The sequence below is a fragment of the Streptomyces sp. NPDC001156 genome, from assembly GCF_053598275.1.
Map to the genome: position 1 here is coordinate 170230 of NZ_JBSFJX010000001.1, position 26322 is coordinate 196551.

A 26322-nucleotide genomic window follows, 5' to 3' on the forward strand; every position below is an offset into this window, starting at 1 on the left:
CAACCGCGCACGTCTGCGGATCATCACAGCAGGTGGCAGGCACAGAAGCCAAAGGTCAAACGCACGCCCAAGTTGCTTCGGGACGAAGTCGGGTCGGCTGGGGGACCGGTCTGTATCAGGAAAGCAAGCCGGATCACCAGGCGCATGAGGACAGGTGGCGGATCCTCACCGATCCGGCTGGGCATCCCTTCCGCACCGTCAGAGGTTAGGGGTTCAAGGGCCTCGATCTGAACTTCTCAGATTGCGCCGCCTTCTAGAGGGGTGGCGGCTGCGGTGAGGGTCACGATTCGTGCAGTAGCTGGGTTAATCGATAAGGTGCCAGGTCACGACCGCACCCCGTTCGATCCACGGGCCGGTCAGAGCTCTGCCGCAGTTGGTGGCACCTCCACGGCTGCTGCGCGGGTCTCTGCCTGCCCAGGCCCTGGGATACGGGGGCGATCCTCACAGCGGGGCAGTCGGGCCCCGGCCGACGGGCCAGGAGGAACGAGTGGTACAGATCATCGCCGAGGTCTCACGGACGTTCAACGAGTTTCTGCTCTTGCCGAACCGGACTCGGACCGACTGCTCGGCTGCGACCGTTGACCTGCGCACGCCCCTGGTGCGGCACATCGCGGGCGAGGCGTCAGCGATCGAGCTGCAGTCCCCGTTCACGTCCGCGATCATGCAGGCCGTCAGCACACCCGATCTCGCGATCGCGCTCGCGCGCAACGGCGGTCTCAGCTTCCTGCACCACAACCAGCCGATCCAGGACCAGGCTGCAGCGGTCCGCCAGGTGAAGAACTTCAAGGCCGGGTTCGTCACCAGCGACACCAACGTCCGCCCCGACGACAGCCTGAGCCTCCTAGTCGACGTCATGCGCCACACCGGTCACAGCACCGCCGCGGTCACCCACGACGGGGCCGCCACCGGCCGCCTGCTCGGCATGGTGACCTCCCGGGACTTCCACCCCCAGCGCCACGACCTGGACGGACCGGTCAGTGGCCGGATGACCGCTATTGCCGACCTGGCCCATGCCGGGCCCGACATCACGCTTTCCGAGGCCAACGCGCGGCTGTGGGACGAACGGCTGGACTGCCTCCCGGTACTGGATACCGAGGGTCACCTTCAGCATCTGGTGTTCCGTTCCGACTACACGGACAACAAGCGCTTCCCGAACCAGCTTGTGGACGCTGCCAAGCGTCTGCGCGTGGGCGCGGGTGTCAACACCCACGACTATCAAGAACGCGTCCCGGCCCTGCTGGAGGCGGGCGTGGACGCGCTGTGCTTCGATTCGTCCGACGGCTACAGCGACTGGCAGGCGCAAGCTCTGACCTGGGTGAAGAAGCACTATCCAGAGATCCCGATCGGTGCAGGCAACGTGGTCGACGGCGAGGCGTTCACCTTTCTCGCCGAGGCGGGGGCGGACTTCGTCAAGGTCGGGGTGGGAGGCGGCTCCATCTGCATCACTCGGGACCAGAAAGGCATCGGCCGCGGCCAGGCCAGCGCTGTGCTGGACGTCGCGGCAGCCCGGGATGCCTTCCGCGAACGCACCGGCGAGTACGTGCCGATCTGCTCCGATGGTGGGCTGGTGCACGACTACCACGTGGCCCTGGCACTGGCGATGGGAGCCGACTTCGTCATGATGGGGCGTTACTTCGCACGCTTCGACCAGGCGGCCGGCGCAAAGCTGCCCACCCGCGACGGCTTCGTGAAGGAGTACTGGGGAGAGGGCTCGAACCGGGCCCGCAACTGGCAGCGCTACGGCCAGGGAGGCCAGGAGCTGGTCTTCGAGGAAGGCGTGGACGGCTACGTCCCCTACGCAGGCGACCTCAACGAAGGGCTCGCCCTGACCATTGCCAAGCTCAAGACCACGATGGTCTCCTGCGGCTCCAAAGCCCTGCAGGAGTTCCAGTCCACGGCCCGGCTGACCCTCGTTTCAGACCAGAGCTTCCAGGAGAGCCACGCCAACGTCACCCTGCGGGACACCCCGGTGGCGGTCTCCTGACAAGTCGCCGAGTCCTGACGAGAGGACTACTGGTGGGAGGGGCATTGTGCGCGGTCGGAATAACCCTCTCCCGCCAGCGCGAGGCAGGAATGTCAGCCTTACCACCGCGCCCACGAGCTCAGTCACCACGCACAGCGTGATCTCACGCTCGACGCTCAGGCCGACGGCCTTCGGCCGCGGCGCTCACCGCTGAACGCCTCCCCGGAGAGGTAGGCGAGTGCACAACGCGTGCACACTCGCGCGGGAACGCCCGGGAACTCGCAGGTCGAAGCGGGCACCGCCTGGACACGGTGAAGGGCCCGACCAGACCGTAAGCCCAGGTCGAAGCCCAGATGGCAGACGAGTCGGGCTGTACGCCGGGTTCTGTCCCCCGAGGTCCTCGCGGCCCTCAGGGTGACGGCCATCCATCTAGGACCGGCGTTGCCGCCGGCCTCGTGCGGTCTACCCGCGGACTCGGGCGGGCAGCCCTCGAACGTCCGCGCAGGAACACCCCTTCTTTCGGAGGGGTGCCCCCTTTTGACCTTGCTCCGGGTGGGGTTTACCGAGCTGCCCAGGTCACCCTGGGCACTGGTGGTCTCTTACACCACCGTTTCACCCTTACCGGGGCCGTACGCATACGGTCCCCGGCGGTTTGCTTTCTGTGGCACTGTCCCGCGGGTCACCCCGGGTGGCCGTTAGCCACCACCTTGCCCTGTGGAGCCCGGACGTTCCTCGGGGAACCCCCTAGGGGGACTCCACGCGGCCGTCCGCCCGGCTCGTCTGCCGTATCGACCATGGTACCGGGCGTGCCGAGCGCTTGGGTGCCGCGGCCGTCGCCAGCACCGAGCCGGCGAGGATCAGCGCGAAGGCGATGACGATGCCCGCCGTCAGCCGCTCGTCCAGGAAGATCGCGCCCGCCGCGACCGCGACCGCCGGATTGACATACGTGATGACCGTCGAGCGGGTCGGGCCCACCTCCTTGATCAGCTCCAGGAAGGCCACGAAGGCGACGGCGGTGCAGATGACGCCCAGCCCGGCGAGCGCGGCCAGCACCTGCGCGGACGGCACGGTGCTCGGCCAGGTGGCCGCGGCGGCCGGGGCGTACACCAGTGCCGCGAGGGTCAGGCAGGGCGCCGTGAGGTGGAGCGAGGGCACGTCCTTCATGTACCGGGCGGCTATCAGCGGCGCCGTGGCGTAGCCGAGCACGGTCACCAGCACCTCGGCCAGGGAGCGCGCGTCGCCGCCGGTCAGATGCGGCACCGTGAGAACCGCCACGCCCCCGAGGCCGAGCGCGAGCCCGACGATCCGCCGGGCGCCCAGCCGTTCGGTGGCGCCGAAGAAGCGGGCCATGACCACGCCGACGATCGGAACGCCCGCGATGAGCAGGCCGGCGGTGGAGCTGGACAGATGGCGCTCGGCGTCGGTGAGGGTGAACCAGGGGCCGATGATCTCGATGCACGCAAAGGCCAGCATCGGTGCCCAGTGCGCCCGTACGGTCCGGATCAGGCCCCCTTGGCGCAGCGCGAAGGGCAGCAGGAGCACGGCACCCAGCGCACAGCGCGTGAACACCACCATGGACGGGGACACGGCGTCCACCGCCACCTTGATCATCAGATAGGGGACGCCCCAGATCACTCCCATCAGGGAGAACAGGAACCAGCCGCGTGCAGTCATACCGGCAGTGTCGGCGTCTGCTCACCCCGGGTCTTGAACGCTGTTGCGGTACACCGTCACGGACACGCTCGTGCGGTACGCCGCCGGAGTCACCCCGAGCACCCGCCGGAACCAGCGCGTCAGATGCGCCTGGTCGGCGAAGCCGACGAGGGCGGCCACCTCGGCAGGGCGCAGGCCGGCCTCCAGCAGGGTCCTGGCCCGGTTCACCCGGTACTGGGCGAGCCAGGCGTACGGAGGCACCCCCATGGTCGTGCGGAAGGCACGGAGCAACTGGTAGCGGGACAGGCCGAGCCCGGCGGCGAGGTCGGCGAGGGAGGGCGGGGTGACGAGTTCGTCGGCGAGACGGTCCCGTACGGAGTGGGCGATGGAGGCCGCGCCGGGGATCGCGTCGTCGAGCGTGCGGGCCGTGGAGTGGCGGCGGGCGAGCGCCGTGAGCAGCCAGGGCAGGCGCGACTCGGCCTCCAACGGGTCGGGACAGACGCTCAGTTCGGTGTGTGTGGCGCGCAGCGCGGCGACGAGTTCTGGGTCGTCGACGACGGGTTCGCGGAAGTGCGGGAGGCCGCCCAGGATGCCGTCGGCGAGCAGCGACGGCTCCGCGTACAGGGCGCGGTAGGCGTAGCCGTCGGTGGCGGTGGCGGGTGCACCGGTGTGCATCTCACCGGGGTCGAGGACGACGATCGTGCCCGGTCCGGTGCGGATGTGGCCGCCGCGGTAGTCGATGACCTCGGAGCCGCCGGTGCAGACGCCGATCGTGTACTCGTCGTGGGCGTGCGGGGCGTAGCGGTGCTGGTCGAAACGGGCGGTGAGCAGGTCGAGCGACGGCCCGCAGCGGCCGAGATGTGCCCTGGTCCAGTGGGCCTGTTCACGTGCGCTCACCCTGCACCCCCCTCATCAGGGGGTGCAACGCCTTCAGCGCCCGTTTCCATACCGCCGAGGAGCTCAGAGGAAGTCGGTCGCGTCCAGTTCGAAGGCGAACGGCTCGGGGAGGGTCAGCGACTTGCCGAACGGGAACGTGCAGTGCTGGCACGTCGGAGGCGGCGGGGCGCTCGCTTGACCCTGCCGCTACGTCAGCGTTTGTACTGGTGCCATGCGGATCGGAGAACTGGCCGCGGCCGTCGGCGTCACCACGCGGACCGTGCGCCACTACCACCATCTCGGGCTCCTGCCCGAACCTGACCGGCGCCCCAACGGCTATCGGGACTACGGACTGCGGCATGCCGTGGTCCTCGCCCGGATACGGCGGCTGACCGAGCTGGGCCTCGGTCTCGCCGAGGTGCGGGACGTGCTCGCGGACGACGAGGGGCGCGACCTCGCCGAGGTGCTCTCGGAGCTGGACGAGGACCTGGCACGGCAGGAGGCGGCGATCCGTGAGCGCCGGGCCCGGCTGCGCCTGCTGCTGGAGCGGGGCCGGCCGGGCGAGGACCCCGTCTCCCCCGAGCTGGCCGCCCTGTTCGCCGGGATGGAGCGCTTCCTCGATTCCCCCATGGCCGCCAAGGACCGTGAGGTCCTGGCACTGATCGAGACCGCGGCCGGGCCCGAGGAGCGGAAGCGGCTGGCGGCCGCACTGGGCGAGGCGTTCGGGGACCCGGCCGCCGTGGAACAGGCGCAGGACGTCTATGCGCTGCTCGACGCGCTCGTGGATGCCGACGTGGACGATCCGCGGGTCGAGGAGGCCGCCCGGGCGGTCGAAGCGTGCCTGCCGGACGGGCTGGTGCCCGAGGAGGGCGTCGACGACGACCACGCCTTCCTGCATGCGCTCTACGCGGACATGTCACTGGCCCAGGCGGAAGCCGTCCGCCGCGCGCTGCGGATGCACCTGCGGGGCCGGCGATGAGAACGGTGTGCGTCCTGGTGCGGCACGAGATGCGGCTCCTCGCAAGCCTGGCGCTGTGGGCCGCGCGCCGGACCCACGGGACGGCCGGCGGACACGCCTTCGGATACGCACGGGGACAGGGCGCGGTGCTGTCCGGGCTCGCGTTCGTGTGCGTGGTGGAGACCTTCACCATGTCCGTGCTGCTGCGCGGCTGGCCGCTGCTGCACCGGGTGGTGCTGTTCCTGGACGTCTACACCGTCGTCTTCGTCGTCGCCCTGTACGCGGCCCACATGGTGCGCCCGCATGTACTCGACGGCACATGTCTGCGCGTCCGCCGTGGCGCGCACGTCGATCTGCGCATCCCGCTGGAGCGGATCGAGACTGCGCGCCGCGAACTGCGCACCGTGCACGAACGCCGCGAGGGCGAACTGGACCTCCCGGTCGGCTCGCAGACCTCCGTCACGCTCGAACTGACCGAGCCGGTCGCCCACCTCACCTTTTTCGGCCGCAGCCGCCCGGTCCGCGTCGTCCGCTTCCACGCCGACGACGCCGACCGTGTCGTACGAGCGCTCACGCAGGCGCGATCGGCACGGCCGCAGGGGGACCCCGTAACCTGACGAACGCCCCACCACTCGCTCCTGAGGAGAATCCGTGCTCGTCCTGCTCCCGCCCTCCGAAGGCAAGGCGTCCTCCGGTCGCGGTGCCCCGCTGGACCTCGGGTCGCTGTCGCTGCCGGGGCTGACCGCCGCGCGGGAGGCCGTCCTGGCCGAGCTGGTGGAGCTGTGCGCGGGCGACGAGGACAAGGCGAGCGAGGTGCTCGGACTCAGTGAGGGCCTGCGCGGGGAGGTCGCGAAGAACACCGGGCTGCGGACCGCGGGAGCGCGGCCCGCGGGGCAGATCTACACCGGTGTGCTGTACGACGCACTGGATCTGTCCTCGCTGGACACGGCGGCGAAGCGGCGTGCCTCCGCGTCGCTCCTGGTCTTCTCCGGCCTGTGGGGCGCGGTTCGTGTGACCGACCGCATCCCCTCGTACCGCTGCTCGATGGGAGCGAAGCTGCCCGGACTCGGGGCGCTCGCCTCCCACTGGCGCGCGCCGATGGCCACCGTCCTGCCCGAAGTGGCGGGCGACGGACTGGTGCTCGACCTGCGCTCCTCCGCGTACACGCCCGCATGGCGGCCGAAAGGCGTCGTCGCCGGGCGGACGGCGACCGTGCGGGTACTGCACTCCCAGGTGGTGGACGGAGTGGAGAAGCGCTCGGTCGTCAGCCACTTCAACAAGGCGACGAAGGGGCGCATTGTCCGCGCCCTGCTCACGGCCGGAGCCGCGCCCAAGCACCCGGTGGCGCTTGTGGAAGCGCTGAGAGACCTCGGCTATGTGGTGGAGGCCGAGGCGCCCACCGGACCGGGGAAGGCGTGGTCCCTGGACGTGGTGGTGACGGAGATCCACTGACATTCGGGCGCATTGCAACATGTGCAATGACCTTTGCGCATGTTGTTTTCACTGAGCAGGATACGGCCATGACCTCGCCACTGCCCTCGTCGCCGTCCGCCGTTCCGGTCCTCGATCTCGCGCCCGTCGTCCCCGTGGTCGTTCTGGACGACGCGGCCGATGCCGTGCCCCTGGCGCGGGCGCTCGTGACAGGCGGGCTGCCCGCGATCGAGGTGACGCTGCGCACCCCGGCCGCGCTCGACGCGATCCGTGCGATCAGGGCCGAGGTCACGGACGCGGTGGTCGGGGCGGGCACGGTGATCAGCCCCGGGCAGGTGGACGACTGCGTGGCGGCGGGCGCACGCTTCCTGGTCAGCCCGGGGTGGACGGACACGCTGCTGGCGGCGATGCGGGCGTCCGGGGTGCCGTTCCTGCCGGGCGTGTCGACGACGTCGGAGGTCGTGGCCCTGCTGGAGCGGGGCGTACGGGAGATGAAGTTCTTCCCGGCGCAGGCGGCCGGCGGTACGGCGTATCTGAAGTCGCTCGCCGGACCGCTCCCACAGGCCCGCTTCTGCCCCACGGGCGGCATCGGCCCCGAGAACGCCCCCGAGTATCTGGCACTGCCCAACGTCGGTTGTGTGGGCGGAACATGGATGCTGCCCGGGGACGCGGTCGCGGCGAAGGACTGGGCCCGCGTCGAGCGGCTGGCGCGGGAGGCGGCGGGGCTGCGCCGCCCGATCAGCGCAGAGGGGACGTGTCGTTGAGGAGGCGGAGACTGGCGTTGCCGTCGCCGTAGTACGCCACCGCGGTCAGCGACGCCGCCGACAGTTCCATGCGGAACAATGCCTCGGGAGGTGCGCCGAGAGCGAGGCGGACGAGGGTCTTGATGGGCGTGACGTGCGAGACGAGCAGGACCGTGCGGCCCGCGTGGGAGGCGAGCAGCTTGTCCCGTGCGGCGGCGACCCGGCGGGCGACCGCCTCGAAGCTCTCGCCGCCGCCGCTGGGTTCGGCCTCCGGATCGCTCAGCCAGGCGTTCATGTCGTCGGGGTACCGCTCGCGCACCTCGCCGAACGTGAGGCCCTCCCAGACCCCGAAGTCCGTCTCGCGCAGCCCCTCCTCCACGCTGACATCGAGTCCCAGGCGGGCGGCGGCGATCCCGGCCGTTTCACGGCAGCGCGCAAGCGGCGAGGAGACGACGGCCTCGATGGTCCCGCGTGCGGCGAGCGCTCCGGCCACGAGTTCGGCCTGGCGGCGTCCGACCCCGGAGAGCGCCGGGTCGCTGCCGCCGCTGCCGGAGAACCGCTTGAGCGGGGTGAGGGCCGTCTCGCCGTGGCGCAGCAGCACGAAGGTGGTGGGGGTGCCGAGGTCGGGCGGGGCCGAGGCGACGTTACGGGCGGCCCGGACGTCGGCGTCGGCCCGCTCCGCCCGGTCGGGCCCGGCGCTCGCGGCCGCGCCCTCCTGCCGCCGGTCCGGGGAACGGCCGCCCGAGGACGAAGCGGCCGAGGCTGCCAGGGCCACCCTCGCCCCCGCAGCGCCGGCGCTCGCATCAGCCGGCGGCCCGACCGGATCAGGCGCCGTCACGCCGTTCACGTCCAGGTCCGCGGTGGACCGGGACGCGTCCCACTGCTCGCCCCGTTTCCCCGCGTCCATCGCCTCGTTGGCCAGACGGTCCGCGTGCTTGTTGCGTTCGCGCGGGATCCACTCGTACGTGACCTGCCCGACGGGGAAGACGGCGGCCGCCTGCATCGCCAGCGGTCTCATGTCCGGGTGCTTGATCTTCCAGCGGCCGGACATCTGCTCCACGACCAGCTTGGAGTCCATGCGGACCGACACCCGTGCGTCCGGGTCCAGTTCGCGGGCCGCACGCAGCCCGGCCAGCAGTCCCCGGTACTCGGCGACGTTGTTGGTGGCGGTGCCGATGAACTCGGCCCGTTCCGCCAGCGTTCGGCCGGTCGCCGCGTCCCGCACCACGCTGCCGTAGCCCGCGGGCCCCGGGTTGCCCCGGGATCCGCCGTCGGCCTCGACGATGAACTCCCGCACGCCGTACGCCTCTTACAGCCCGGACTCGGAGGTGCGCACCAGGATGCGGCGGCAGTTCTCGCAGCGCACCACCGTGTCGGGCGCGGCCGCGCGGATCTCGCTGAGCTCGGTGATCGCCAGCTCCTGGCGGCAGCCTTGGCAGGTGCGCTGGTACAGCTTGGCCGCGCCGATACCGCCCTGCTGCTCGCGCAGCTTGTCGTACAGCTTCAGCAGATCCGCGGGCACCGAGCCCGCGACGACCTCGCGCTCCTTCGTCACCGAGGCGGCCTCGCCGTCGATCTCCTCGAAGGCCGCGCCCCGGCGCGCCGTGGCGTCGTCGATCTTCGACTGCACCGACGCGACGCGCTCGGTCAGCTCGGCGACCCGCTCCTGCGCGGACTCGCGGCGCTCCATCACCTCGAGGACGACGTCCTCCAGGTCGCCCTGCCGCTTGGCGAGGGAGGCGATCTCGTGCTGGAGGTTCGCCAGGTCCTTCGGCGAGGTGACCGCGCCGGAGTCGAGGCGCTGCTGGTCGCGGGTGGCACGCTGGCGCACCTGGTCCACGTCCTGCTCCGCCTTGGTCTGCTCGCGGGCGGTGTCGCTCTCCTCGGTCTGCGCGGCCACCAGCAGGTCGCGCAGCTGCGTGAGGTCCTTGGTCAGCGACTCGATCTCGGCGTGCTCGGGCAGGGACTTCCGCTTGTGCGCGAGCTGCTGCAGGCGTACGTCCAGGGACTGGACGTCAAGGAGTCGGATCTGGTCGGCGGGCGCGGCGTTCAGTTGGGGGCTCCAGGGGTGTCGGACGGTGCGCGCACAGCGCTCCTCGGAAGGGCGGTGGCGGGCGCCGCGTGGGCGGTCCAGGGGTCGGTGACCGTCTTCGAGACATGGACGCGCAGGTCCCATCCATGACGGTCGGAGATCTCGTCGAGCTGGGCGGCGGCCAGCTCGCACCAGGGCCATTCGGTGGCCCAGTGCGCCGCGTCGAGCAGCGCGAGAGGACTGTGGGCGCCGGCGGCCATGAACTCCGACGCCGGGTGGTGGCGCAGGTCCGCCGTGAGGAAGGCGTCGACGCCGGCCGCGCGGACGTCGTCGAAGAGGCTGTCGCCGGAACCGCCGCTGACCGCGATCGTGCGGACCAGTGCCTCGGGGTCCCCGGCCACTCGGATGCCCTGCGCGGTGGCGGGCAGCCGCTCGGCGGCGCGGGCGGTCAGCTCGCGCAGGGGCACGGGGTGGTCCAGCTCGCAGACCCGGCCGAGGCCCCGGCGGCCCTCCGGATCGGTCGGGTCCGGGACCAGGGGGCGCAGGACCCGCAGATCGAGCGCGCCGGCAAGGGCGTCGCTGACGCCGGGATCGGCCCGGTCGGCGTTGGTGTGGGCGACGTGCAGCGCGATGTCGTTCTTGATCAGGGTGTGCACGACCCGGCCCTTGAAGGTGGACGCCGCCACCGTCGTCGTACCGCGCAGATAGAGCGGGTGGTGGGTCACCAGGAGGTCGGCGCCCAGCTCCACCGCCTCGTCGACGATCTCCTGCACGGGGTCGACGGCGAACAGGACCCGGGACACCCCCTGGCCGGGGTCACCGACGACCGTGCCGACGGCGTCCCAGGACTCGGCCCGCTCGGCGGGCCACAGGGTCTCCAGCGCGGCGATGACTTCAGACAGACGGGGCACGGGGAAAAGGCTACCTGCCCCGGGTCCCTGCCCCGTCGGTCACGGACGACGGGCCGGACGGACGGGCGCGGCGGCGCCGGATGCCCGCCCGGGAGGGCCGGGCGGGCGGGCGCGAGAAGGGGGTCGCGAGAGGACCTGTGCCGCGCGCCGGGGGACGACGAGAGACCCGGCTCCGCAGGAGGAAAAGATCACGAGAGGGCCGGCGGGCGCGAGGAAGGGTCACGAGAGAAGCGGGTTCGCGTCAGGGGGAGGTCGCCAAAGAACCGAGCCACCCGCGCGAAGACGAGGCCATGAGAGAACCGGTCCCCGCCAGGGAGAGGTCGCGCGGGGGCCGTCGCGCGCCCCTGGTGCAGCACACCCGCCCCCGTTTCCTCAGCGGAATCGCATGACGAACACCCTTATGTGTGAAGCGACCGTCTGCCCATGTCACGCCCGTGCGTACGAAAACTAGCTTCGTTGCCGGAGGTGACCGAACGATGACGGCCTGTGCCTTCACGACCGCCGCGCCGAACGGGAACGAACGGGCCGAGCGGCCCGGATGCGTGCTCACCGCGGACGGCTCCTACGCGGCGCGTCTCGCCCTGGACGGCGAGTGCTGGTACCCGGAACGCTGGACCCTGGACGGCCCCGAACCCTACGCCGTGCCCCTGCCCGGCACCCAGCCGGAGGAACCCGGCACCGAGGTGCAGCCCATGGCCGACGGCCGGGTGCTGATCCACCGCCTCGTCGACGGGCGGCACACGTTCTCCCTGCTCTACCCCACCGGGCCGGGGACCGGCGAACTGCCGCTGGGCGCGCTGGAGTGCCCGCGGGAGGGGACCCGGGTCCGGCTGCTCCCGCCCGCGCCCACGGGGGACCGGGCGTTCGCACTCGCCGTGGACGCGGGGTCGACGGTGCTCTGGCTGGTCGCGGGCGGACCGGGCGGACCCGAGCGGCTGGCGCAGGTGCCCGGCCGGTGCTCGGGCGGGGCGTGGCTGGATCGCACGGGCCGGCTGCTGGCCCTGGACAGCACGCCCGAGTCGGGCCCCACGAAGACGGTCGTGGTGGATCTCGCGCGAGGCGGGGAGGTGTCGCCGCTGCTGCAGATCACGGACGCGAGCAACGACCGGCTGCTGCTCGCGGATCCCGACAGCGGGCTGCTGCTGATCCGCTCGGACGCGCCGTCACCGGGTGAGGACCGGCTTGGCTGGGGCGTGTTGGGGAGCACGCTGCCGGTGCGCTTCCCCGAGTGTCTGCGACTGGCCTGTCCGACGACGCCGTTCGCGATCCAGCCGGGCCAGGCTCTGATGCCGGAGAGCTGCGCGGTGGCGCTGCGGATCGACGGTGCGGCAGGCAGCTGGCTCGGGTTGTGGCGCCCGGCCGAGCGCAGGGTCCGGCATCTCCCGCCGCCCGCGGGCTGGTTGGCGGGGGCGGGGCTGTGGACGCGGGAGGGGGTGCTGCGGCTGCCGTTCGCGACGCGGGCCGTCCGGTGCGGGGTGGCGAGCCTGGCGGTGCCCAGGGGGCCGGTCGCGCCGGCGGCGCCGCGGAACACGCGCGAGCAGCAGGTCGCGGAACGCCCCGAGCGGGAGGGGTCGGCACGTCCGGTGCCCCTGCGAGATGCCCCCTTCGGGACCCCCGCGGCATACGCCCCGCAGAGCGCCCGGGGAACCTCCCTCCCCGCGACCGCCCCCGGCACCCCTCTGACACCCGAGCCCGAGGCCGCTCAGGGATCACCCGTCCCCGGGACACCTGTGACACCCAAGCCCGAGGTCCCCCAGAGATCTCCCCTCCCCGCGGCCGCCGCCGCGGCCGGACCCCCGTCCGGACCGAGCGGCATCGTGCTCAACCGCCCCCGCTTTCGTCTTCTGGCCCCGCACGGTGCTGCTTCCGGCCGCGAGACCTCCATGAGCGGGGGACGCCCATGACAGACGGCACATATGGACGGGAGCGGGGACGGTCCACGCCCGACGGGTCTTCCTCAACGAAACGGCAACAACCCGTGTTCAACCGGGGTGTCTCCTGTCACCACAGCCGCAGGTGCCCGCTAAAATCGCCCGCCTGTACGAAGGTCATATCTACGGGGTGAAGACTTCCGATGAGCGTGAACGACACCAGCACCACCCAGCCGCCCGGCACCGGGGCCGGCGAGCCCGACGGGCACGGCCGGCACCGCGGTCCGGTATCCGCCCGGGAGACCGACGTGACCCCCAACGGGCGTCACCGCAAGCCTTCCGAGCAGACCGCCGCGTGACGTCCGAGCAGAAGGCGATCGCTTTCTGAAGGTGCATCGGTTCCACCGAGGGCCCCGTCCGTTCCTCACGGACGGGGCCCTCGCCGTGCAGGATCAGGAACGGCCGGGCGGTCCGGAGCCGGCCGCCCCTCGGCGAGCGTTCATTCCCGGCGTGCCGGACCGCGTACGAGCAGCATCATGGCCGCCCCGATCGCCATCGCCGCCGCCGGCCACAGCAGGGCGTTGGCCATGACGGCCGAGACGACGGCACGGACGGAGTCCTGCACGCCGTGTGCGGACTCCAGCCGCTGGAAGTCGATGTTCTTGAGCGCCTCCCGCCGGCTCGCGGTGAGGTTCGCCGAGTGCGCCGCGATCTGGGTCTTGAACTGGGCCGTCATGACGGTCGCGATGACCGCGGAGCCGAGCGTGGCACCGATCTGTCGCGCCGCGTTGAACACGCCCGACCCCGCGCCGATGTAGGTGGGCGGCAGGCCCTGCATCGCCGCGACGGCCAGCGGGCTCATCATCAGCGAGCTCGCCGCGCCCATCCAGGCGGCGTGCGCGAGCAGCAGGACCAGGGACATGTCGGGCGTCATCAGGAAGTGCCGGACGAAGAGCGCGCAGCTGAACAGGGCGAGCCCGGTGAACGCCGGCCACTTGGGCCCGACCCGGTCGACCAGCTTGCCGATCCAGGGCGCGAGCGGTACCGAGACCAGCGCCGAGGGCAGCATCATCAGCGCTGCCTGGGCGGGCGTCATACCTCGGCCGGCCTGGAAGTAGAGAGTGCCCGGGAAACTCGCGGCGGTGATGGCGAAGCCCCCGGCCGCGACGGCCAGGTTGGCTGCGGCGAACGTCCTGACCCGGAAGATGCCCATCGGCACCAGCGGCTCGCTCCTGTTCACCAGCTCCCAGGCGACGAAGAGAACCGCGAAGACCACTCCGAGGGCGAGGACGTCGAAGACGCGGACGGGAATCCCGGTGCGGTAGCCGAGGACCTCGAGGTTGTCGGTGATCCGCGACCATTCGTAGTCGCTGCCGTTCTCCAGGCCGTAGACGAGGCAGAACAGGGACAGGCCGCTGATCAGTACGCCGATGAAGTCGAAGCGGTGCGGGTCGCCGGGCAGGGCCGGCACGAACCGCCGGGCCACCAGGAGCCCGACGATCCCGATCGGCACGTTGATCAGGAAGATCGATCGCCAGCCCAGTGAGTCGATGAGCAGACCGCCGCAGACCGGCCCGACGAGGATGGCGCCGCCGGAGACCAGGCCCCAGTACGACATGGCCCGGCCGCGGACCTCCTTGGGGAAGATCCTGCTGACGGTCGCCATGGACTGCGGGGACATGATGGCGGCACCCAGGCCCTGAAGGGCCCGGAAGGCGATCAGCTGTCCGATGCCGGCCGCGAGACCGCACAGGAGCGAGGCTCCGGTGAAGACCGCCAGGCCGATCAGATACATCCGCTTCGGGCCGAACCGGTCGCCGAGGCGGCCCGCCAGCAGCAGCGGCACGGAGTACGCCAGCAAGTAGGAACTGGTCACCCAGACCGTCGTACTGATGTCCGTGTGGAGATCGGCGGCGAGCTTGGGCATCGCCACGACCACGATGGTGGTGTCGAGCATGAGCAGGAAGAAGCCGACCATGAGGGCGGCGAGTGCACCCCATGGTGCCTGGGCTGGAGGTGCGGCTCTCTCGGCATGCGACGTGGTCATGGTCCGACGGTGCCATGGAGCGCGGCCCGGGCATCGGTGGCACGCGGCGGGCCAGGGCCGGTTGGGGGCGAGAAGGACGCCCGGGCCGCCGTTTCGGTGGGGCGGCGGCCCGGGACCCGGTCATGCGTGCTTCAGTGCCAGCACCTCCACCGCTGCGAACGTGTCGCCCTTGGGGCGCTGTGCGTAGTGCGGGGTGAGCAGGGCGTCGAGCTCGTCGTAGCTGAAGGCGTCCTGCTTGGTGTCGAATCTGGCCTGTACGCGCGGGCGTTCGATGATCGCGACGAGGCCGCCGTGCACGACGAGGAGTTGCCCGTTGACCAGGGCGGCCGCGGGAGAGGCCAGATAGCCGACCAGCGGTGCCACATGCTCGGGGGCGAGCGGGTCGAGGCCCTCGTCGAGCCGCTCGAGGCCGGCGAAGACGTCCTGGGTCATCCGGGTCCGGGCGCGCGGGCAGATCGCGTTCGCCGTCACCCCATACTTGGCGAGGGCAAAGGCCGTCGAAGTGGTGAGTCCGACGATTCCGCCCTTGGCCGCCGCGTAGTTGGGCTGCCCGGCCGAACCCGCGAGGAACGCCTCCGACGACGTGTTCACGATCCGCCCGTACACCGTCCCGTCCCCGGCCTTGGCGCGCGCCCTCCAGTGCGCGGCGGCGAAGCGAGTGGTGTTGAAGTGTCCCTTGAGGTGGACCCGGATCACCGCGTCCCATTCGTCCTCGGACATCGAGAAGACCATGCGGTCCCGCAGGATGCCCGCGTTGTTGACCAGTACGTCGAGCTTTCCGAACTCGGCGACCGCCAGTTCGACGAGATCACAGGCCTCGGAGAAGTCGGCGACGTCCCCCGTGTGGGCGACGGCCCGGCCGCCTGCCGCGCGGATCGCGGCGGCGACCTCCTCGGCGGGGACGGCCGAGGCCTCGCCCGAGCCGTCCCGGCCCGGCTGCCCGTAGTCGTTGACGACGACGGCCGCGCCGAGCCGGGCGAGCTCCAGCGCCTCGGCCCGGCCCAGGCCCCGGCCCGCGCCGGTGACGACCGCGCACAGACCTTCCAGTGGCAGCGACATCAGAGTCCCTTCACAAGACGTGCGGACGGGAAGCGGCTCAGATCTCGATGCAGGTGCGCAGCGCCGTGCCCGTCCGCATCTGCTCCAGTGCCTCGTTGATCCCGGCGAGCGGCACCCGGTGGGTGATCAGGCCCGCCAGATCGATGCGCCCGGCACGCCAGAGCGCGATGGTCCGCTCGTAGGAGCGCAGGACGTCCCCGCCGCCGTACATGGACGGGAGGATCCGTTTCTCGTCGAAGAACAGCTCGAACATGTTCAGCTGGAGGAAGTCGTCCATGGCGCCCGCGCCGACCACGACGAGCGTGCCGCCGCGCCGGGTGTTCTCGTAGGCGGTGCGGGCGGTGGCCGACCTGCCGACGACCTCGAAGACGTAGTCGAAGCCCTCGCCGCCGGTGACCTGCTGCTTGGCGTCGGGCAGTTCCTCCGGCGGCACCGCCTGTGTGGCGCCGAACCTCAGGGCGGCCTCGCGGCGCGAGAGCACCGGGTCGACGGCGACGATCTCGGCCGCGCCCTTGAGCCGCGCGCCCTGGATCGCGGAGATGCCGACGCCGCCGCACCCGATGACGGCGACGGACGAACCGGCCGCCACGTCGGCGGTGTTGAGGGCCGCCCCGAGGCCGGTGGTCACACCGCAGCCGATGAGGGCGGCGATGTCGTACGGCACGTCGTCCGGGATGGGCACCGCGCAGCCCGCGTCGACGACGACCTCCTCGGTGAACGTCCCGGTGCCGGCGAAGCCGAAGACGTCACCGCCGGGGCGCTTGAAGTTGGGGGCGCCCGCGTTCATGAACCCGGCCAGGCACAGTTCGGTCTGGCCGCGCCGGCAGGCCGGACAGGCACCGCAGGCAGGCAGCCAGCAGACGACCACCCGGTCGCCGGGCTTCACGGTGCCGACGCCCTCGCCCACTTCGAGAACCTCGCCCGCGCCCTCGTGGCCGGGCACGAACGGGGCCGGCTGCGGCAGTACGCCGCTCATCGCGGACAGGTCCGAGTGGCACAGCCCGGTGGCGCGCACCCGGATCCTGACCTTGCCGGGGCCGAAGCCCGTCGCCTCGACGTCGTCGAGGACCTCCAGCTTGTCCTGGCCGATCTCGTGCAGTACGGCTGCGCGCATGGTGCGGCTCCCCTCGAAGGCTGGATGGCTCAGGAGTGTTCGACGATCGTGTCGGCGAGGACCGGGGCGTCGTCCCGCTCGAGGGCGGACACGGCCACCCGGACGGAGCCCTCCCGCCGCCACATCCGGATGCGCAGGGTCTCGCCGGGGAAGACGACCCCGGCGAATCGGGTGGTGTAGGCGCGTACGCGGGTCACATCACCGCCGAGCAGTATGTCGGCGACCGCCTTGAGCGTGATGCCGTAGGTGCACAGCCCGTGCAGGATGGGCCGCTCGAAGCCGGCGACCTTGGCGAACTCGGGATCGGCGTGCAGCGGGTTCCAGTCGCCGCTGAGGCGGTAGAGCAGGGCCTGGTCCTCGCGGACCGGCCGCTGGGCGACCTTGTCGGGCTCCCCGGTGGGCGGGTCGAGCCGGGCGGAGGGCCCGCGGTCGCCGCCGAAGCCGCCCTCGCCGCGCAGGAAGATCTGCGAGTCGCTGGTCCACAGCGGGCCGTCGGCGTCGGCGGCCTCGGTGCGCAGGACGAGCACGGCGGCCTTGCCCTTGTCGTACAGGGCGGCGATCCGGGAGGTGGTTTTCGCCCTCCCCTCGACGGGGATCGGCCGGTGCACGGTCAGGGTCTGCCCGCCGTGCAGGACGCGGGCGAGATCGACCTCCACGCCGGGCATGGAGAGGCCGCTGATGACGCCCGGGGCTCCCGCGCCCGCGACGGTGGCGAAGCTCGGCAGCACATGCAGGCGGGACTCGAGGGTGTAGCGCAGTTCGTCGGGGTCGGTCGCCGGGCTCGGCCTGTCGGGGTTCGTGCCGGCGCCTACGCCGAGGTGGTAGAGCTGGACGTCCTTGCGGTCCCAGGTGATCTCGCCGGTCCGGGGTTCGGCGGCGAGGGCCTTGGCTGCATCGATGGGCATGGGGCTCCTGACGCTGGCGGGTAAGACCCCGGCGCGGCCGTCCGCACCGTCGGCCGCACCGGGGTCGTCAAGCGGCCGCGGAACCCGCCCGTTCTAGAACGCGTTCCAGTACGGCGTCCTTCTGTATAGCCCAGCTCCCAGGAGTTGGGAAGACTGCTGACGGTACGTCAGGTACGCTGACGTGCCCTCGGCGGCCATGACATTTGTCCTGCCGGAGTCCGTACAACAACCACTACTGCCGTCAGCTCCGCCTCCGTAATGTCACAGACATGACGAAGACGACCGGGACACCACCTGCCGTGTCCTTCACGGGGGCGGTCAAGACCTTCGGCGCGGTGCGCGCCGTCGACGGCGTGAACCTGACGATCGCGAGCGGCGAGACGGTGGCACTGCTCGGCCGCAACGGCGCCGGGAAGTCCACCACCATCTCCCTTCTGCTCGGCCTGAACGAGCCCGACGAGGGCAGGGTGGAGCTCTTCGGCGGCACCCCGGAACAGGCCGTGCTGGCCGGCCGGGTGGGCGCCATGCTGCAGGAGGCGCGGGCGGTGCCCCGGGTCACCGTCCACGAGCTGGTCTCCTTCGTGGCAGGCCGCTACCCGGCCCCGATGCCCGTGGCGCAGGCCCTGGAACTGGCCGGGATCGCCGATCTGGCCCGGCGGCGCGTGGACCGGCTCTCGGGCGGACAGACACAGCGGGTGCGGTTCGCGGTGGCGCTCGCCGGCAATCCCGCGCTGCTCGTGCTGGACGAGCCGACCGCGGCGCTGGACGTGGAGGCGCGGCACGCCTTCTGGAATTCGATGCGGGACTACGCCGGCCGCGGTCACACCGTCCTGTTCTCGACGCACTACCTGGAAGAGGCTGACGCGCACGCCGACCGCATCGTCGTCATCGACCGCGGCCACATCGTGGCGGACGGCACCGGCGAACAGCTGAGGCGGGCGGCGGGCGGCAACCTCGTCTCCATCGACCTGGCCGGGCGCGGCACCGAAGGGCTGACCCTGCTGCCCGGTGTGCGCTCGATGGAGGTCCGCGGAGACCGGGCGCTGCTGCGCACGGACGACTCCGACGCGACGGTCATCGCCCTGGCGGAGCTGGGCGCGATACGCGGCCTGGAGGTCGCCCCCGCGTCGCTGGACGACGCGTTCCTGGCCCTGACGGCCCGCGAGAAGGAGACGGTGTGATGTGGGACTACCTGCGCCTCGAAGTGCGCCGGACGCTGCGTGACGTGGGCTTCGTGATCGGCGGGATCGCGATGCCGGTGATGATGTATTTGCTCTTCACCAACCTCGGGGGCGCGGACAACGACTGGAAGACGGCCTCCATGGTGGGCATGGCGGCGTACGGCGCGGTCGGTTCGGCCTTGAACACCGGCGGCGGGGTCGCCGAGGACCGGGCGATCGGCTGGCTGCGGCAGCTGAGGGTGACCCCGATGCCCCCGCGACAGGTCGTCGCCGGACGGGCGCTGACCGGTTCGGTCACGGTGCTGCCCGCGATCGTGGCGGTGCTCCTGGCGGGCGGACTGCTCAACGGGGTCCGGCTGGCGGCATGGCAGTGGGCGGCGATCGCACTGCTGCTGTGGCTCGGCTCGGTGCCCTTCACCCTGCTTGGCCTCGGCAACGGCTACCGGCTGACCGCGCAGACCACGGGCGTCGCCAACATGATGTGCAATCTGGGCCTCGCGGTGCTCGGCGGCCTGTGGTTCCCCATCGCCCTGTTCCCCGGCTGGCTGCGCGCGGTCTCCGCGTACACCCCGACGCACCGCTTCTCCGAGATCGGCATATCGGTGGCCGAGGGCCACGCCCCCGCAATCGGTGCGGTCGTCGTCCTGACGGCCTGGCTGCTCGCGTTCGGTTCGTACGCTGTCTTGTCGTACCGCCGCAACGCGGGGAACGTCTGAACGGAGGTGAAGGACATGTCCTGGTTGCGCAAGGTCGGCTGCCGCGTGGACGCGTGGCAGCTCGCGCGCGAGACGTGGAAGGAGGACAAGGAGCGCCTCAAGGCCGAGCGGAAGGCCGCCCGCAAGGCAGGCAAGGCGGTGGAGAACCCGGGCCCGCCGCCCACCGGGTTCACCCTGCTGCCGTGGCTGCTGATGGGGTTGGGGGCCTTCTCCAACATCTTCCAGGGCAAGACCCCGAACCCGTGGATCGGCAGCATCGGTCTGCTCACCTTCAACTCCCTCTACATCTACGTCGTGTTCCGCGCTTTCGACAGGGAACGGCGCGAGGCGTGGTCCACGCGTGCGGCCCTGGTCCTGATGGGGGCGGTGACCTGCGGTCTGGCCATCGGCTACGGCGGCAACTGGCTGCTGTTCTTCCCTCTGCTCGGCTTGGCGACAGGCGCCATCGTCCGGGGCCCCTGGCTGGGGAAGTCCGGCCTGGGGATCACCGTGGTGGCCGGTACCGTCGCGTGCCTGCGCGACGGCTGGAGCGGGATCAACATCGCCTACGGCACCTTCCTGTCGACGATGGTGACCGCCGCGATCCTGTCCCTGTCCGAGGCCGTGCGCGAACTGCGCGCCGCCCGTGAGGAACTGGCCCGCCGCGCGGTGGAGAAGGAACGCCTGCGCTTCTCCCGCGATCTGCACGACCTGCTCGGCCACACCCTCTCGGTGATCGTCGTGAAGTCGGAGGCGGCCCGCAGGCTGGCCGACCGCGACCTGGACGCGGCACTGATGCAGGTCACCGACATCGAGTCGGTCGGGCGCCAGGCGCTCACCGAGATCCGCGAGGCGGTGACCGGCTACCGCGAGGGAAGCCTGGCGACGGAGCTGGACCGGGCCCGCTCGGCCCTGACCGCCGCGGGCATCGAGCCCCTCGTCCGCCAGTCGGGCCCTCCTCTGGTCCCGCAGACCGAGGCCCTGCTCGGCTGGGTGGTGCGCGAGGCGGTCACCAACGCCGTACGGCACAGTGGCGCGTCCCGCTGCGAGATCGCCGTCGAGGGCACGGCCGGACGCGTCCGGCTGACGATCTCCGACAACGGCGACGGCGCGCCCTCCACCCCTCCCCCGGCGGGCATCGGCGGAACCGGTCTGAAGGGCCTGGCCGAACGCCTCGGGGCAGCGGGCGGCTCCCTGCGCGCCGGCCCGTCGCCGCGCGGCGGCTTCACGGTCACCGCCGAACTCCCGGTGGAGGGCGAACTGCCCATGGAGCCGTCCGCCGCACCGCTCTCGGGGGCGGCCACCGGGTCCAGGGCCGACTGACCACCCGGCCGACGCCGGCGGTCCAGGAGGAGGCGCCCCGAGGAGGAGAAGAGGAGGTGACGTGAAGAGGCGCGGGGCCGAATCATGACGACTCCTCGCTCATCGGACCCGGTGGCCCCTTCGAGCGCTCGGCACGCGTCCCGCCGGCCGTCGCGGTCATATCCGGCACCGTACGCTTCACTCCGTGGACGAGATGCCCAGAAGTCACCGGCCTGCGAAGTGCATCAGGGTTCTGCTCGCCGAGGACCAGGGCATGATGCGCGGCGCGCTCGCCCTGCTGCTCGGCATGGAGGCGGACATCGAGGTCGTCGCGCAGGTCGCCACGGGTGACGCGATCGTGGACGCCGCGCTGATCCACCGCCCCGACGTGGCCCTGCTGGACATCGAGCTGCCGGGTATGAGCGGTCTGGACGCGGCCGCCGAGCTGCGGGAACAGACTCCGGACTGCCGGGTACTGATCCTCACCACCTTCGGCAGGCCCGGTTATCTGCGCCGGGCCATGGAGGCCGGCGCCGCGGGGTTCCTGGTCAAGGACGGTCCGGTGGAGGAGCTGGCCGCCGTGATCCGCAAGGTGCTCACCGGCGAGACGGTCGTCGACCCGGCGCTGGCCGCGGCGGCCCTCAGCGCCGGGCCCAGCCCGCTGACCGCGCGCGAGTGCGATGTACTGAAGGCCTGCGTGGACGGGGCGACGGTCTCCGACATCGCGGGCAAGCTGCATCTGTCCGAGTCCACGGTCCGCAACTACCTCTCCTCGGCCATCGGCAAGACGGGCACCCGCAACCGCATGGAGGCGATGCGGGAGGCCAGGCAGCAGGGGTGGCTGTAGCGCACCGCGGGGCGGCGCCGGGACAGCCGTGACGGCCGTCCGGCCCTGACCCGGGATCAGATTCCCATGGGCTGGTCAAGGATTCGTTAGTACGCCGAAGCATCGGAATAGTTGCTCGTGCATACGAGGTTTACCCAGCACTTATCCCGCGCGGATCTTGCGAACGACTCATTCCGCGCCTGATCACTTTCGGCCTGGAGGCCTCACGCAATGACGCACACGACGACCGACCAGCCCGCTCGGAGGCAGTCCGGCGCGATCGTGCCGGTGCTCGCCTTCGCGGGAATCGTTGTGGCGGTGATGCAGACTCTGCTCGTCCCGGTCATCAAGGATCTGCCCCAACTGCTGAGCACCGCGCCCAGCAACGCCACCTGGGTCCTGACCTCCACCCTGCTCTCGGGTGCCGTGGCCACTCCGATCATGGGCCGCCTCGGCGACCTCTACGGCAAGCGCCGGATGCTGCTCGCCAGCCTCGCGGTGATGGTGGTCGGCGCCCTGGTCAGCGGCCTCACCAGCGCGGTACTCCCGATGATCGTCGGGCGCACGCTCCAGGGCTTCGCGATGGGCGCGATCCCGCTCGGCATCGGCCTGATGCGCGACATGCTGCCCCGCGAGCGGCTCGGTTCGGCGATGGCCCTGATGAGCTCATCGATCGGCGTCGGCGGCGGACTGGCGCTGCCCGCCGCCGCCCTGGTCGCCCAGCACGCGAACTGGCACGCCCTGTTCTTCGGCGCCGCCGGACTCGGCGTCCTGTGCATCGTCCTCACCCTTCTCGTGGTGCCCGAGTCCCCCGCCCGCGCCGCGGGCTCCTTCGACCTGGCCGGCGCGCTCGGCCTGTCCGCCGGTCTGGTGCTGCTCCTGCTGCCCGTCACCAAGGGCAGCGACTGGGGCTGGTCCTCCGGCACCACGCTCGGACTGTTCGCCGCGTCGGTCGTGGTCCTCGTCCTGTGGGGCGTGATGGAGCTGCGCATGAAAGCCCCGCTCGTGGACCTGCGGACCACGGCCCGGCGCGAGGTGCTGCTCACCAACCTCGCCTCGATCATGGTCGGCGTCTCGTTCTACGTCGTCTCGCTCGTCCTGCCGCAGCTGCTCCAGCTGCCCGCCGCCACCGGCTACGGCCTCGGTCAGTCCATGGTCGTCGCCGGCCTGTGCGTGGCACCGCTCGGCCTGACCATGATGTTCACCGCGCCGGTCTACGCCCGGCTGTCCGCCAGGTACGGCCCCAAGGTCACCCTGATCCTCGGCCTGCTGATCATCGCGCTCGGCTACGGCGGCGGCCTCGGCCTGATGGACGCCGCCTGGCAGACGGTGATCACCTCGGTGGTCCTCGGCGCCGGCATCGGCCTCGCCTACTCCTCGCTGCCCGCGCTGATCATCGGCGCGGTCGCGGCCTCGGAGACGGGTGCGGCCAACGGCCTCAACACCTTGATGCGCTCGATCGGCACCTCGGTCTCCAGTGCCGTCATCGGCATGGTGCTCGCCAACACCGCGAACCATGTGAACGGCGTCGTGATCCCCACCATGCACGGCTTCCACGTCTCGTTCCTGATCGCGACGGCCGCGGTGGCGGTCGGTCTGCTGCTCGCCCTCTTCCTGCCGGGCAGCCGCTCCTCGGCCAGGCCGCAGCTGCGCGCCAGCAGTGAGGAGGACGCCAACCTGGAGCGGGTTCAAGAGGCACTGCGCGCCTTCCGCGGCCGGATCCTGGACGCCGACGGCACCCCGGTCGCCCGCGCCAAGGTCACGCTGATCGACCGCCGGGGCCGCCAGGCGGGCGCGACGCTGTCCGCGGAGGACGGCGGCTACACGCTGGCCGTACCGTCCGAGGGCTCCTACGTCCTGGCCACCACGGCCGCGGGCCACGCCCCGCTGGCCTCCTCGGCCACCCACTCCGGCGACGACCGCCCGGTGGACCTGGACCTCTCCCTGCCGGGCCGGACGATCTCCGCCTGATCCGCCCCGGCACCCCGCACCCCCCGTCGCTCGCGCGACGGGGGGTGCGGCAGCATGGGGCGCCTACAGGTGGTGCGCCGGCCTGCGCGGCCGCACGCCGCCTGCCCGCACGTGCAAACGAAAGGATCCCCATGCCAGCGGCACCCAAGCCCGAGATCCTGGCCGCGTTCGAAGCCGCCAAGGGGTTCATGCCGCTCGGTGAGGGGCTCGCGCTGTACGAGGCCGCCGTCACGGCCGGGCGGCTGGGCCTGCCGCTGCTGGAGGTCGGCACGTACTGCGGACGCTCCACGATCCTGCTTGCCGACGCGGCCCGCGCCGCGGGGGTCACCGCGCTCACGGTCGACCACCACCGCGGCAGCGAGGAGCAGCAGCCGGGCTGGGACTACCACGACCCGGAGACGGTCGACCCCGAGGTCGGCCTGATGGACACCCTGCCCACGTTCCGGCGCACCCTGCACAAGGCCGGCCTCGAGGACCACGTGATCGCGCTCGTCGGCCGTTCGCCCCAGGTGGCCACGGTGTGGAATGCGCCACTCGGCCTCGTGTTCATCGACGGCGGCCACACCGACGAACACGCGAACGCCGACTACGAGGGCTGGACGCCGCACGTGGCCGAGGGCGGGCTGCTCGTCATTCACGACGTCTTCCCTGAGCCAGAGGACGAGTTCACCGGCCAGGCCCCTTACCGCGTCTACCTCAGGGCGCTCGCATCCGGCGCGTTCAAGGAGGTGTCGGCGACGGACTCGCTGCGCGTCCTGGAGCGAACGCGGGCGATGGACGAGCCGCGCCGTTAGGGTCGCAGACATGTCGTACGCAGGTCCGGACTTCGATCCTCCCGAGCCGCGCCGCTCCCGGCGCGGTCCCCTCACGGTGGCGGTCGCCACGCTGGTGCCGGCCGCGCTGGTGGGCTGGCTGGTCTACGAGGCGGTGGCCGACACGGGCAGCAGCCCGGCCGGCGCGGCGCCCGCGACGAGTTCCGCGGCGTCCCGCTCCGCCATGGCCTCCCCGCCGGAGGGCGGCAACAAGCCGGCCGCACCACCCGCCTCCACGCGGGCGGCCACCCGCGGCGGGACCGGCCCCCTGGCGGGCAAGATCGTCGTCGTCGACCCCGGGCACAACCCCGACAATTACCAGCACACCGCCGAGATCAACCGGAAAGTGAATATCGGGACGAACCGCAAGGAGTGCGACACCACCGGCACGTCCACCAACGCCGGCTACCCGGAGGCCCGGTTCACGCTGGATGTGGCCCGCCGCCTGCGCACGCTTCTCGAACAGCAGGGCGCCACGGTGAAGTTCACCCAGGACGGCGACCGCCCGTGGGGACCCTGCGTGGACGAACGGGCCAGGATCGGCAACGCGGCGCACGCCGACGCGGCGATCTCCATCCACGCGGACGGGGCGCCCGCGGGCGACCGCGGCTTCCACGTCATCCTCCCGGCCTCGGTGCACGACGGCGCGGCCGACACCCGGCCGATCGTCACCCCTTCCCGCGCTCTCGGCGAGCGCATCGTGGGCAACTTCGTCCGCGTCACCGGCAGCGCTCCCGCCAACTACGTAGGCGGCGGCACCGGCCTCGACGTCCGGAGCGATCTCGGCGGTCTCAATCTGTCAACGGTTCCGAAGGTGTTCATCGAGTGCGGCAACATGCGCGATAGCAAGGACGCGGCATTGCTGACCAACGGCACGTGGCGGCAGAAGGCGGCAGAGGGGATCTCTGAGGGAATCGTGAGTTTCCTGCGCCGGTGACGATCACCGGTCCGGACCGGGCGGACACCCAGCGCGGACGGACGATAGTGTCTTCCTACGATGAGGGGCCACTCCCCGCGCCTCACACCGCGGCCCGGGGCGACATGGTGACAGCGACGCCTCCACCGACGACGAGACGACAGACGAAGGACCTGAAGTGAATATCCGCTCCCTCACTAGGGGCGACGGCGTGGTGATCGGAGCAGCGGTATTGCTGTTCATCGCGTCGTTCCTCGACTTCTACTCGGCCGCGGGCTTCAGCGGCTCGAACGCCTGGAACACCCTCGGTGTAGGCCTCGGCCTCTACATGGGTGGAGTCATCGGTGCCGCTCTGATCATCGCCAACCGCTGCCTGCCGCAGCCTCGCAAGATCGCCGGTCTGGACCTCGGAACGGTCGGTGCGGCGTTCACGATCCTCGCCGCGTGGAGCCTGTTCTGGTTCCTGCTGGACGTCCCGAGCAGCCTGGACGCCGGCACCGGCCTCGTCCTCGGCTTCATCGCCGCCCTCGTCCTGGCCGCCGCGGCCGTCGCCGGCCCCCTGGTCCCCGCCCTGCAGGCCGCCCTGATCCCGGCCCCCAAGCCCGCCGCGCCCCAGCCCTACGGCGTGCAGCCGCAGGGCGGCTACGGCTACCCGGGCGCCCAGCAGTCGTCGTACGGCGGGCAGCCGCAGCAGGTTCAGCAGCCGTTCGGCGGGCAGCCGCAGCAGGCTCCCGCCCCGGAGTTCTCGCCTTTCTGGTTCGCCGTGCCGGTGCCGCGTCCGCTGTACGCAGAGGACGGCTCGCCCACGCCGGTCGCCGAACTCGCCCCGGGCACCTGGTACTTGGCCGTCGACCAGCGCGGCCCCGGCCTGGTCGCGCAGACGCAGGATGGCCGTCGCGGTGTGCTCCAGGACACGACCGGCATCCAGCGCGGCTGAACCCCTTTCAGGTTTCACGCACGGCCCCTCACCCTTCCGGGCGGGGGGCCGTTGTCGTAGAGTCGCAGCCACACTTGGATAACTGACGCTGTGTCAGATCTGACGGCGCAGGGAGGCGG

Annotated in this window: 23 protein-coding genes, 1 other RNA gene and 1 pseudogene; 15 read left to right on the forward strand and 10 right to left on the reverse strand. The window is 71.6% G+C overall.

Annotation, left to right across the window (positions count from 1 at the left end; all coding sequences use genetic code 11):
* Positions 1–487: 487 nt before the first annotated feature.
* A complete protein-coding gene (locus ACWDA7_RS00730) occupies positions 488–1984 on the forward strand; it encodes an IMP dehydrogenase (protein WP_450602044.1) in 1497 nt (498 codons plus the stop codon).
* 336 nt (positions 1985–2320) lie between these two features.
* Here ACWDA7_RS00730 and rnpB read toward each other — a convergent pair.
* The 3 genes and pseudogenes from rnpB to ACWDA7_RS00745 all read right to left on the reverse strand — a co-directional run bounded on the left by rnpB (position 2321) and on the right by ACWDA7_RS00745 (position 4513).
* Positions 2321–2742, reverse strand: an RNA gene (gene rnpB, locus ACWDA7_RS00735) — RNase P RNA component class A.
* A 115-nt stretch (positions 2743–2857) separates the two neighbouring features.
* Positions 2858–3637: pseudogene (locus ACWDA7_RS00740) on the reverse strand (DMT family transporter); the annotation flags it as partial.
* 21 nt (positions 3638–3658) lie between these two features.
* Complete coding sequence (locus ACWDA7_RS00745) at positions 3659–4513, reverse strand: AraC family transcriptional regulator (protein ID WP_450602045.1); 855 nt, start codon at positions 4511–4513, stop codon at positions 3659–3661.
* A 211-nt stretch (positions 4514–4724) separates the two neighbouring features.
* Between ACWDA7_RS00745 and ACWDA7_RS00750 the strand changes: the two genes are divergently transcribed.
* The 4 genes from ACWDA7_RS00750 to eda all read left to right on the forward strand — a co-directional run bounded on the left by ACWDA7_RS00750 (position 4725) and on the right by eda (position 7645).
* Entirely contained in the window at positions 4725–5471 is a 747-nt protein-coding gene (locus ACWDA7_RS00750; RefSeq protein ID WP_450602046.1) for a MerR family transcriptional regulator, read from the forward strand.
* Complete coding sequence (locus ACWDA7_RS00755) at positions 5468–6067, forward strand: hypothetical protein (protein ID WP_450602047.1); 600 nt, start codon at positions 5468–5470, stop codon at positions 6065–6067. Before ACWDA7_RS00750 ends, ACWDA7_RS00755 begins: the two co-directional genes overlap by 4 nt.
* A 34-nt stretch (positions 6068–6101) precedes the next feature.
* A complete protein-coding gene (yaaA, locus tag ACWDA7_RS00760; protein ID WP_450602048.1) occupies positions 6102–6902 on the forward strand; it encodes a peroxide stress protein YaaA in 801 nt (266 codons plus the stop codon).
* Between the two features lie 68 nt (positions 6903–6970).
* The gene (gene eda, locus ACWDA7_RS00765) at positions 6971–7645 is read left to right on the forward strand and encodes a bifunctional 4-hydroxy-2-oxoglutarate aldolase/2-dehydro-3-deoxy-phosphogluconate aldolase (RefSeq protein ID WP_450602049.1); all 675 of its coding nucleotides are present in this window, start codon (positions 6971–6973) and stop codon (positions 7643–7645) included.
* On the opposite strand, the gene ACWDA7_RS00770 is transcribed toward eda, so the two are convergent.
* From ACWDA7_RS00770 to ACWDA7_RS00780, 3 genes are read right to left on the reverse strand one after another with little or no spacing between them, the layout of a single operon-like run.
* The gene (locus ACWDA7_RS00770; protein ID WP_450602050.1) at positions 7620–8921 is read right to left on the reverse strand and encodes a bifunctional RNase H/acid phosphatase; all 1302 of its coding nucleotides are present in this window, start codon (positions 8919–8921) and stop codon (positions 7620–7622) included. The genes eda and ACWDA7_RS00770 overlap by 26 nt on opposite strands.
* Positions 8922–8933: 12 nt before the next feature.
* A complete protein-coding gene (locus ACWDA7_RS00775; RefSeq protein ID WP_360989441.1) occupies positions 8934–9677 on the reverse strand; it encodes a zinc ribbon domain-containing protein in 744 nt (247 codons plus the stop codon).
* Positions 9674–10567, reverse strand: a complete 894-nt coding sequence (locus ACWDA7_RS00780) for a Nif3-like dinuclear metal center hexameric protein (RefSeq protein WP_450602051.1) — start codon at positions 10565–10567, stop codon at positions 9674–9676. The genes ACWDA7_RS00775 and ACWDA7_RS00780 overlap by 4 nt, the downstream gene beginning before the upstream one ends.
* Before the next feature lie 476 nt (positions 10568–11043).
* Here ACWDA7_RS00780 and ACWDA7_RS00785 point away from each other — a divergent pair, with 476 nt between their 5' ends.
* Both ACWDA7_RS00785 and ACWDA7_RS00790 read left to right on the forward strand, forming a co-directional pair.
* Positions 11044–12471, forward strand: a complete 1428-nt coding sequence (locus ACWDA7_RS00785) for a hypothetical protein (RefSeq protein WP_450602052.1) — start codon at positions 11044–11046, stop codon at positions 12469–12471.
* A gap of 170 nt (positions 12472–12641) precedes the next feature.
* Positions 12642–12797: a hypothetical protein gene (locus ACWDA7_RS00790; protein WP_450602161.1), complete on the forward strand. Its 156-nt coding sequence runs from the start codon at positions 12642–12644 to the stop codon at positions 12795–12797.
* A 140-nt stretch (positions 12798–12937) separates the two neighbouring features.
* Here the strand turns inward: ACWDA7_RS00790 and ACWDA7_RS00795 are convergent, their stop codons facing one another.
* The 4 genes from ACWDA7_RS00795 to ACWDA7_RS00810 form a co-directional block, all read right to left on the reverse strand.
* A complete protein-coding gene (locus tag ACWDA7_RS00795; RefSeq protein ID WP_450602053.1) occupies positions 12938–14485 on the reverse strand; it encodes a DHA2 family efflux MFS transporter permease subunit in 1548 nt (515 codons plus the stop codon).
* A gap of 120 nt (positions 14486–14605) precedes the next feature.
* Positions 14606–15544: a 3-oxoacyl-ACP reductase gene (locus tag ACWDA7_RS00800; RefSeq protein ID WP_450602054.1), complete on the reverse strand. Its 939-nt coding sequence runs from the start codon at positions 15542–15544 to the stop codon at positions 14606–14608.
* A 37-nt stretch (positions 15545–15581) separates the two neighbouring features.
* A complete protein-coding gene (locus ACWDA7_RS00805; RefSeq protein WP_450602055.1) occupies positions 15582–16658 on the reverse strand; it encodes a Zn-dependent alcohol dehydrogenase in 1077 nt (358 codons plus the stop codon).
* Positions 16659–16687: 29 nt separating this feature from the next.
* Complete coding sequence (locus ACWDA7_RS00810; protein WP_450602056.1) at positions 16688–17563, reverse strand: MaoC/PaaZ C-terminal domain-containing protein; 876 nt, start codon at positions 17561–17563, stop codon at positions 16688–16690.
* A 269-nt stretch (positions 17564–17832) separates the two neighbouring features.
* Here ACWDA7_RS00810 and ACWDA7_RS00815 point away from each other — a divergent pair, with 269 nt between their 5' ends.
* The 8 genes from ACWDA7_RS00815 to ACWDA7_RS00850 all read left to right on the forward strand — a co-directional run bounded on the left by ACWDA7_RS00815 (position 17833) and on the right by ACWDA7_RS00850 (position 26203).
* Positions 17833–18744 carry an ABC transporter ATP-binding protein gene (locus ACWDA7_RS00815; RefSeq protein WP_450602057.1) on the forward strand — a complete coding sequence of 304 codons (912 nt, stop codon included), beginning with the start codon at positions 17833–17835 and terminating at the stop codon, positions 18742–18744.
* Positions 18744–19460: an ABC transporter permease gene (locus ACWDA7_RS00820; RefSeq protein WP_450602153.1), complete on the forward strand. Its 717-nt coding sequence runs from the start codon at positions 18744–18746 to the stop codon at positions 19458–19460. The genes ACWDA7_RS00815 and ACWDA7_RS00820 overlap by 1 nt, the downstream gene beginning before the upstream one ends.
* A gap of 15 nt (positions 19461–19475) precedes the next feature.
* Entirely contained in the window at positions 19476–20762 is a 1287-nt protein-coding gene (locus ACWDA7_RS00825) for a sensor histidine kinase (protein ID WP_450602058.1), read from the forward strand.
* Positions 20763–20955: 193 nt separating this feature from the next.
* A complete protein-coding gene (locus tag ACWDA7_RS00830; RefSeq protein WP_450602154.1) occupies positions 20956–21588 on the forward strand; it encodes a response regulator in 633 nt (210 codons plus the stop codon).
* 210 nt (positions 21589–21798) lie between these two features.
* Positions 21799–23538, forward strand: coding sequence for an MFS transporter (locus ACWDA7_RS00835; protein ID WP_450602059.1), 1740 nt, complete (start codon positions 21799–21801; stop codon positions 23536–23538).
* 131 nt (positions 23539–23669) lie between these two features.
* Complete coding sequence (locus ACWDA7_RS00840; protein ID WP_450602061.1) at positions 23670–24332, forward strand: class I SAM-dependent methyltransferase; 663 nt, start codon at positions 23670–23672, stop codon at positions 24330–24332.
* 10 nt (positions 24333–24342) lie between these two features.
* Complete coding sequence (locus tag ACWDA7_RS00845) at positions 24343–25287, forward strand: N-acetylmuramoyl-L-alanine amidase (protein ID WP_450602062.1); 945 nt, start codon at positions 24343–24345, stop codon at positions 25285–25287.
* Between the two features lie 157 nt (positions 25288–25444).
* A complete protein-coding gene (locus tag ACWDA7_RS00850; RefSeq protein ID WP_450602063.1) occupies positions 25445–26203 on the forward strand; it encodes a hypothetical protein in 759 nt (252 codons plus the stop codon).
* The last annotated feature ends 119 nt before the right edge of the window (positions 26204–26322 follow it).

Bases quoted from the DNA above. Each gene is read 5' to 3' on its own strand.
- ACWDA7_RS00750 (WP_450602046.1), top strand. From the start codon at position 4,725: ATGCGGATCGGAGAACTGGCCGCGGCCGTCGGCGTCACCACGCGGACC.
- ACWDA7_RS00755 (WP_450602047.1), top strand. From the start codon at position 5,468: ATGAGAACGGTGTGCGTCCTGGTGCGGCACGAGATGCGGCTCCTCGCA.
- eda (WP_450602049.1), top strand. From the start codon at position 6,971: ATGACCTCGCCACTGCCCTCGTCGCCGTCCGCCGTTCCGGTCCTCGAT.
- ACWDA7_RS00785 (WP_450602052.1), top strand. From the start codon at position 11,044: ATGACGGCCTGTGCCTTCACGACCGCCGCGCCGAACGGGAACGAACGG.
- ACWDA7_RS00790 (WP_450602161.1), top strand. From the start codon at position 12,642: ATGAGCGTGAACGACACCAGCACCACCCAGCCGCCCGGCACCGGGGCC.
- ACWDA7_RS00795 (WP_450602053.1), bottom strand. From the start codon at position 14,485: ATGACCACGTCGCATGCCGAGAGAGCCGCACCTCCAGCCCAGGCACCA.
- ACWDA7_RS00800 (WP_450602054.1), bottom strand. From the start codon at position 15,544: ATGTCGCTGCCACTGGAAGGTCTGTGCGCGGTCGTCACCGGCGCGGGC.
- ACWDA7_RS00805 (WP_450602055.1), bottom strand. From the start codon at position 16,658: ATGCGCGCAGCCGTACTGCACGAGATCGGCCAGGACAAGCTGGAGGTC.
- ACWDA7_RS00810 (WP_450602056.1), bottom strand. From the start codon at position 17,563: ATGCCCATCGATGCAGCCAAGGCCCTCGCCGCCGAACCCCGGACCGGC.
- ACWDA7_RS00815 (WP_450602057.1), top strand. From the start codon at position 17,833: ATGACGAAGACGACCGGGACACCACCTGCCGTGTCCTTCACGGGGGCG.
- ACWDA7_RS00820 (WP_450602153.1), top strand. From the start codon at position 18,744: ATGTGGGACTACCTGCGCCTCGAAGTGCGCCGGACGCTGCGTGACGTG.
- ACWDA7_RS00825 (WP_450602058.1), top strand. From the start codon at position 19,476: ATGTCCTGGTTGCGCAAGGTCGGCTGCCGCGTGGACGCGTGGCAGCTC.
- ACWDA7_RS00830 (WP_450602154.1), top strand. From the start codon at position 20,956: ATGCCCAGAAGTCACCGGCCTGCGAAGTGCATCAGGGTTCTGCTCGCC.
- ACWDA7_RS00835 (WP_450602059.1), top strand. From the start codon at position 21,799: ATGACGCACACGACGACCGACCAGCCCGCTCGGAGGCAGTCCGGCGCG.
- ACWDA7_RS00840 (WP_450602061.1), top strand. From the start codon at position 23,670: ATGCCAGCGGCACCCAAGCCCGAGATCCTGGCCGCGTTCGAAGCCGCC.
- ACWDA7_RS00845 (WP_450602062.1), top strand. From the start codon at position 24,343: ATGTCGTACGCAGGTCCGGACTTCGATCCTCCCGAGCCGCGCCGCTCC.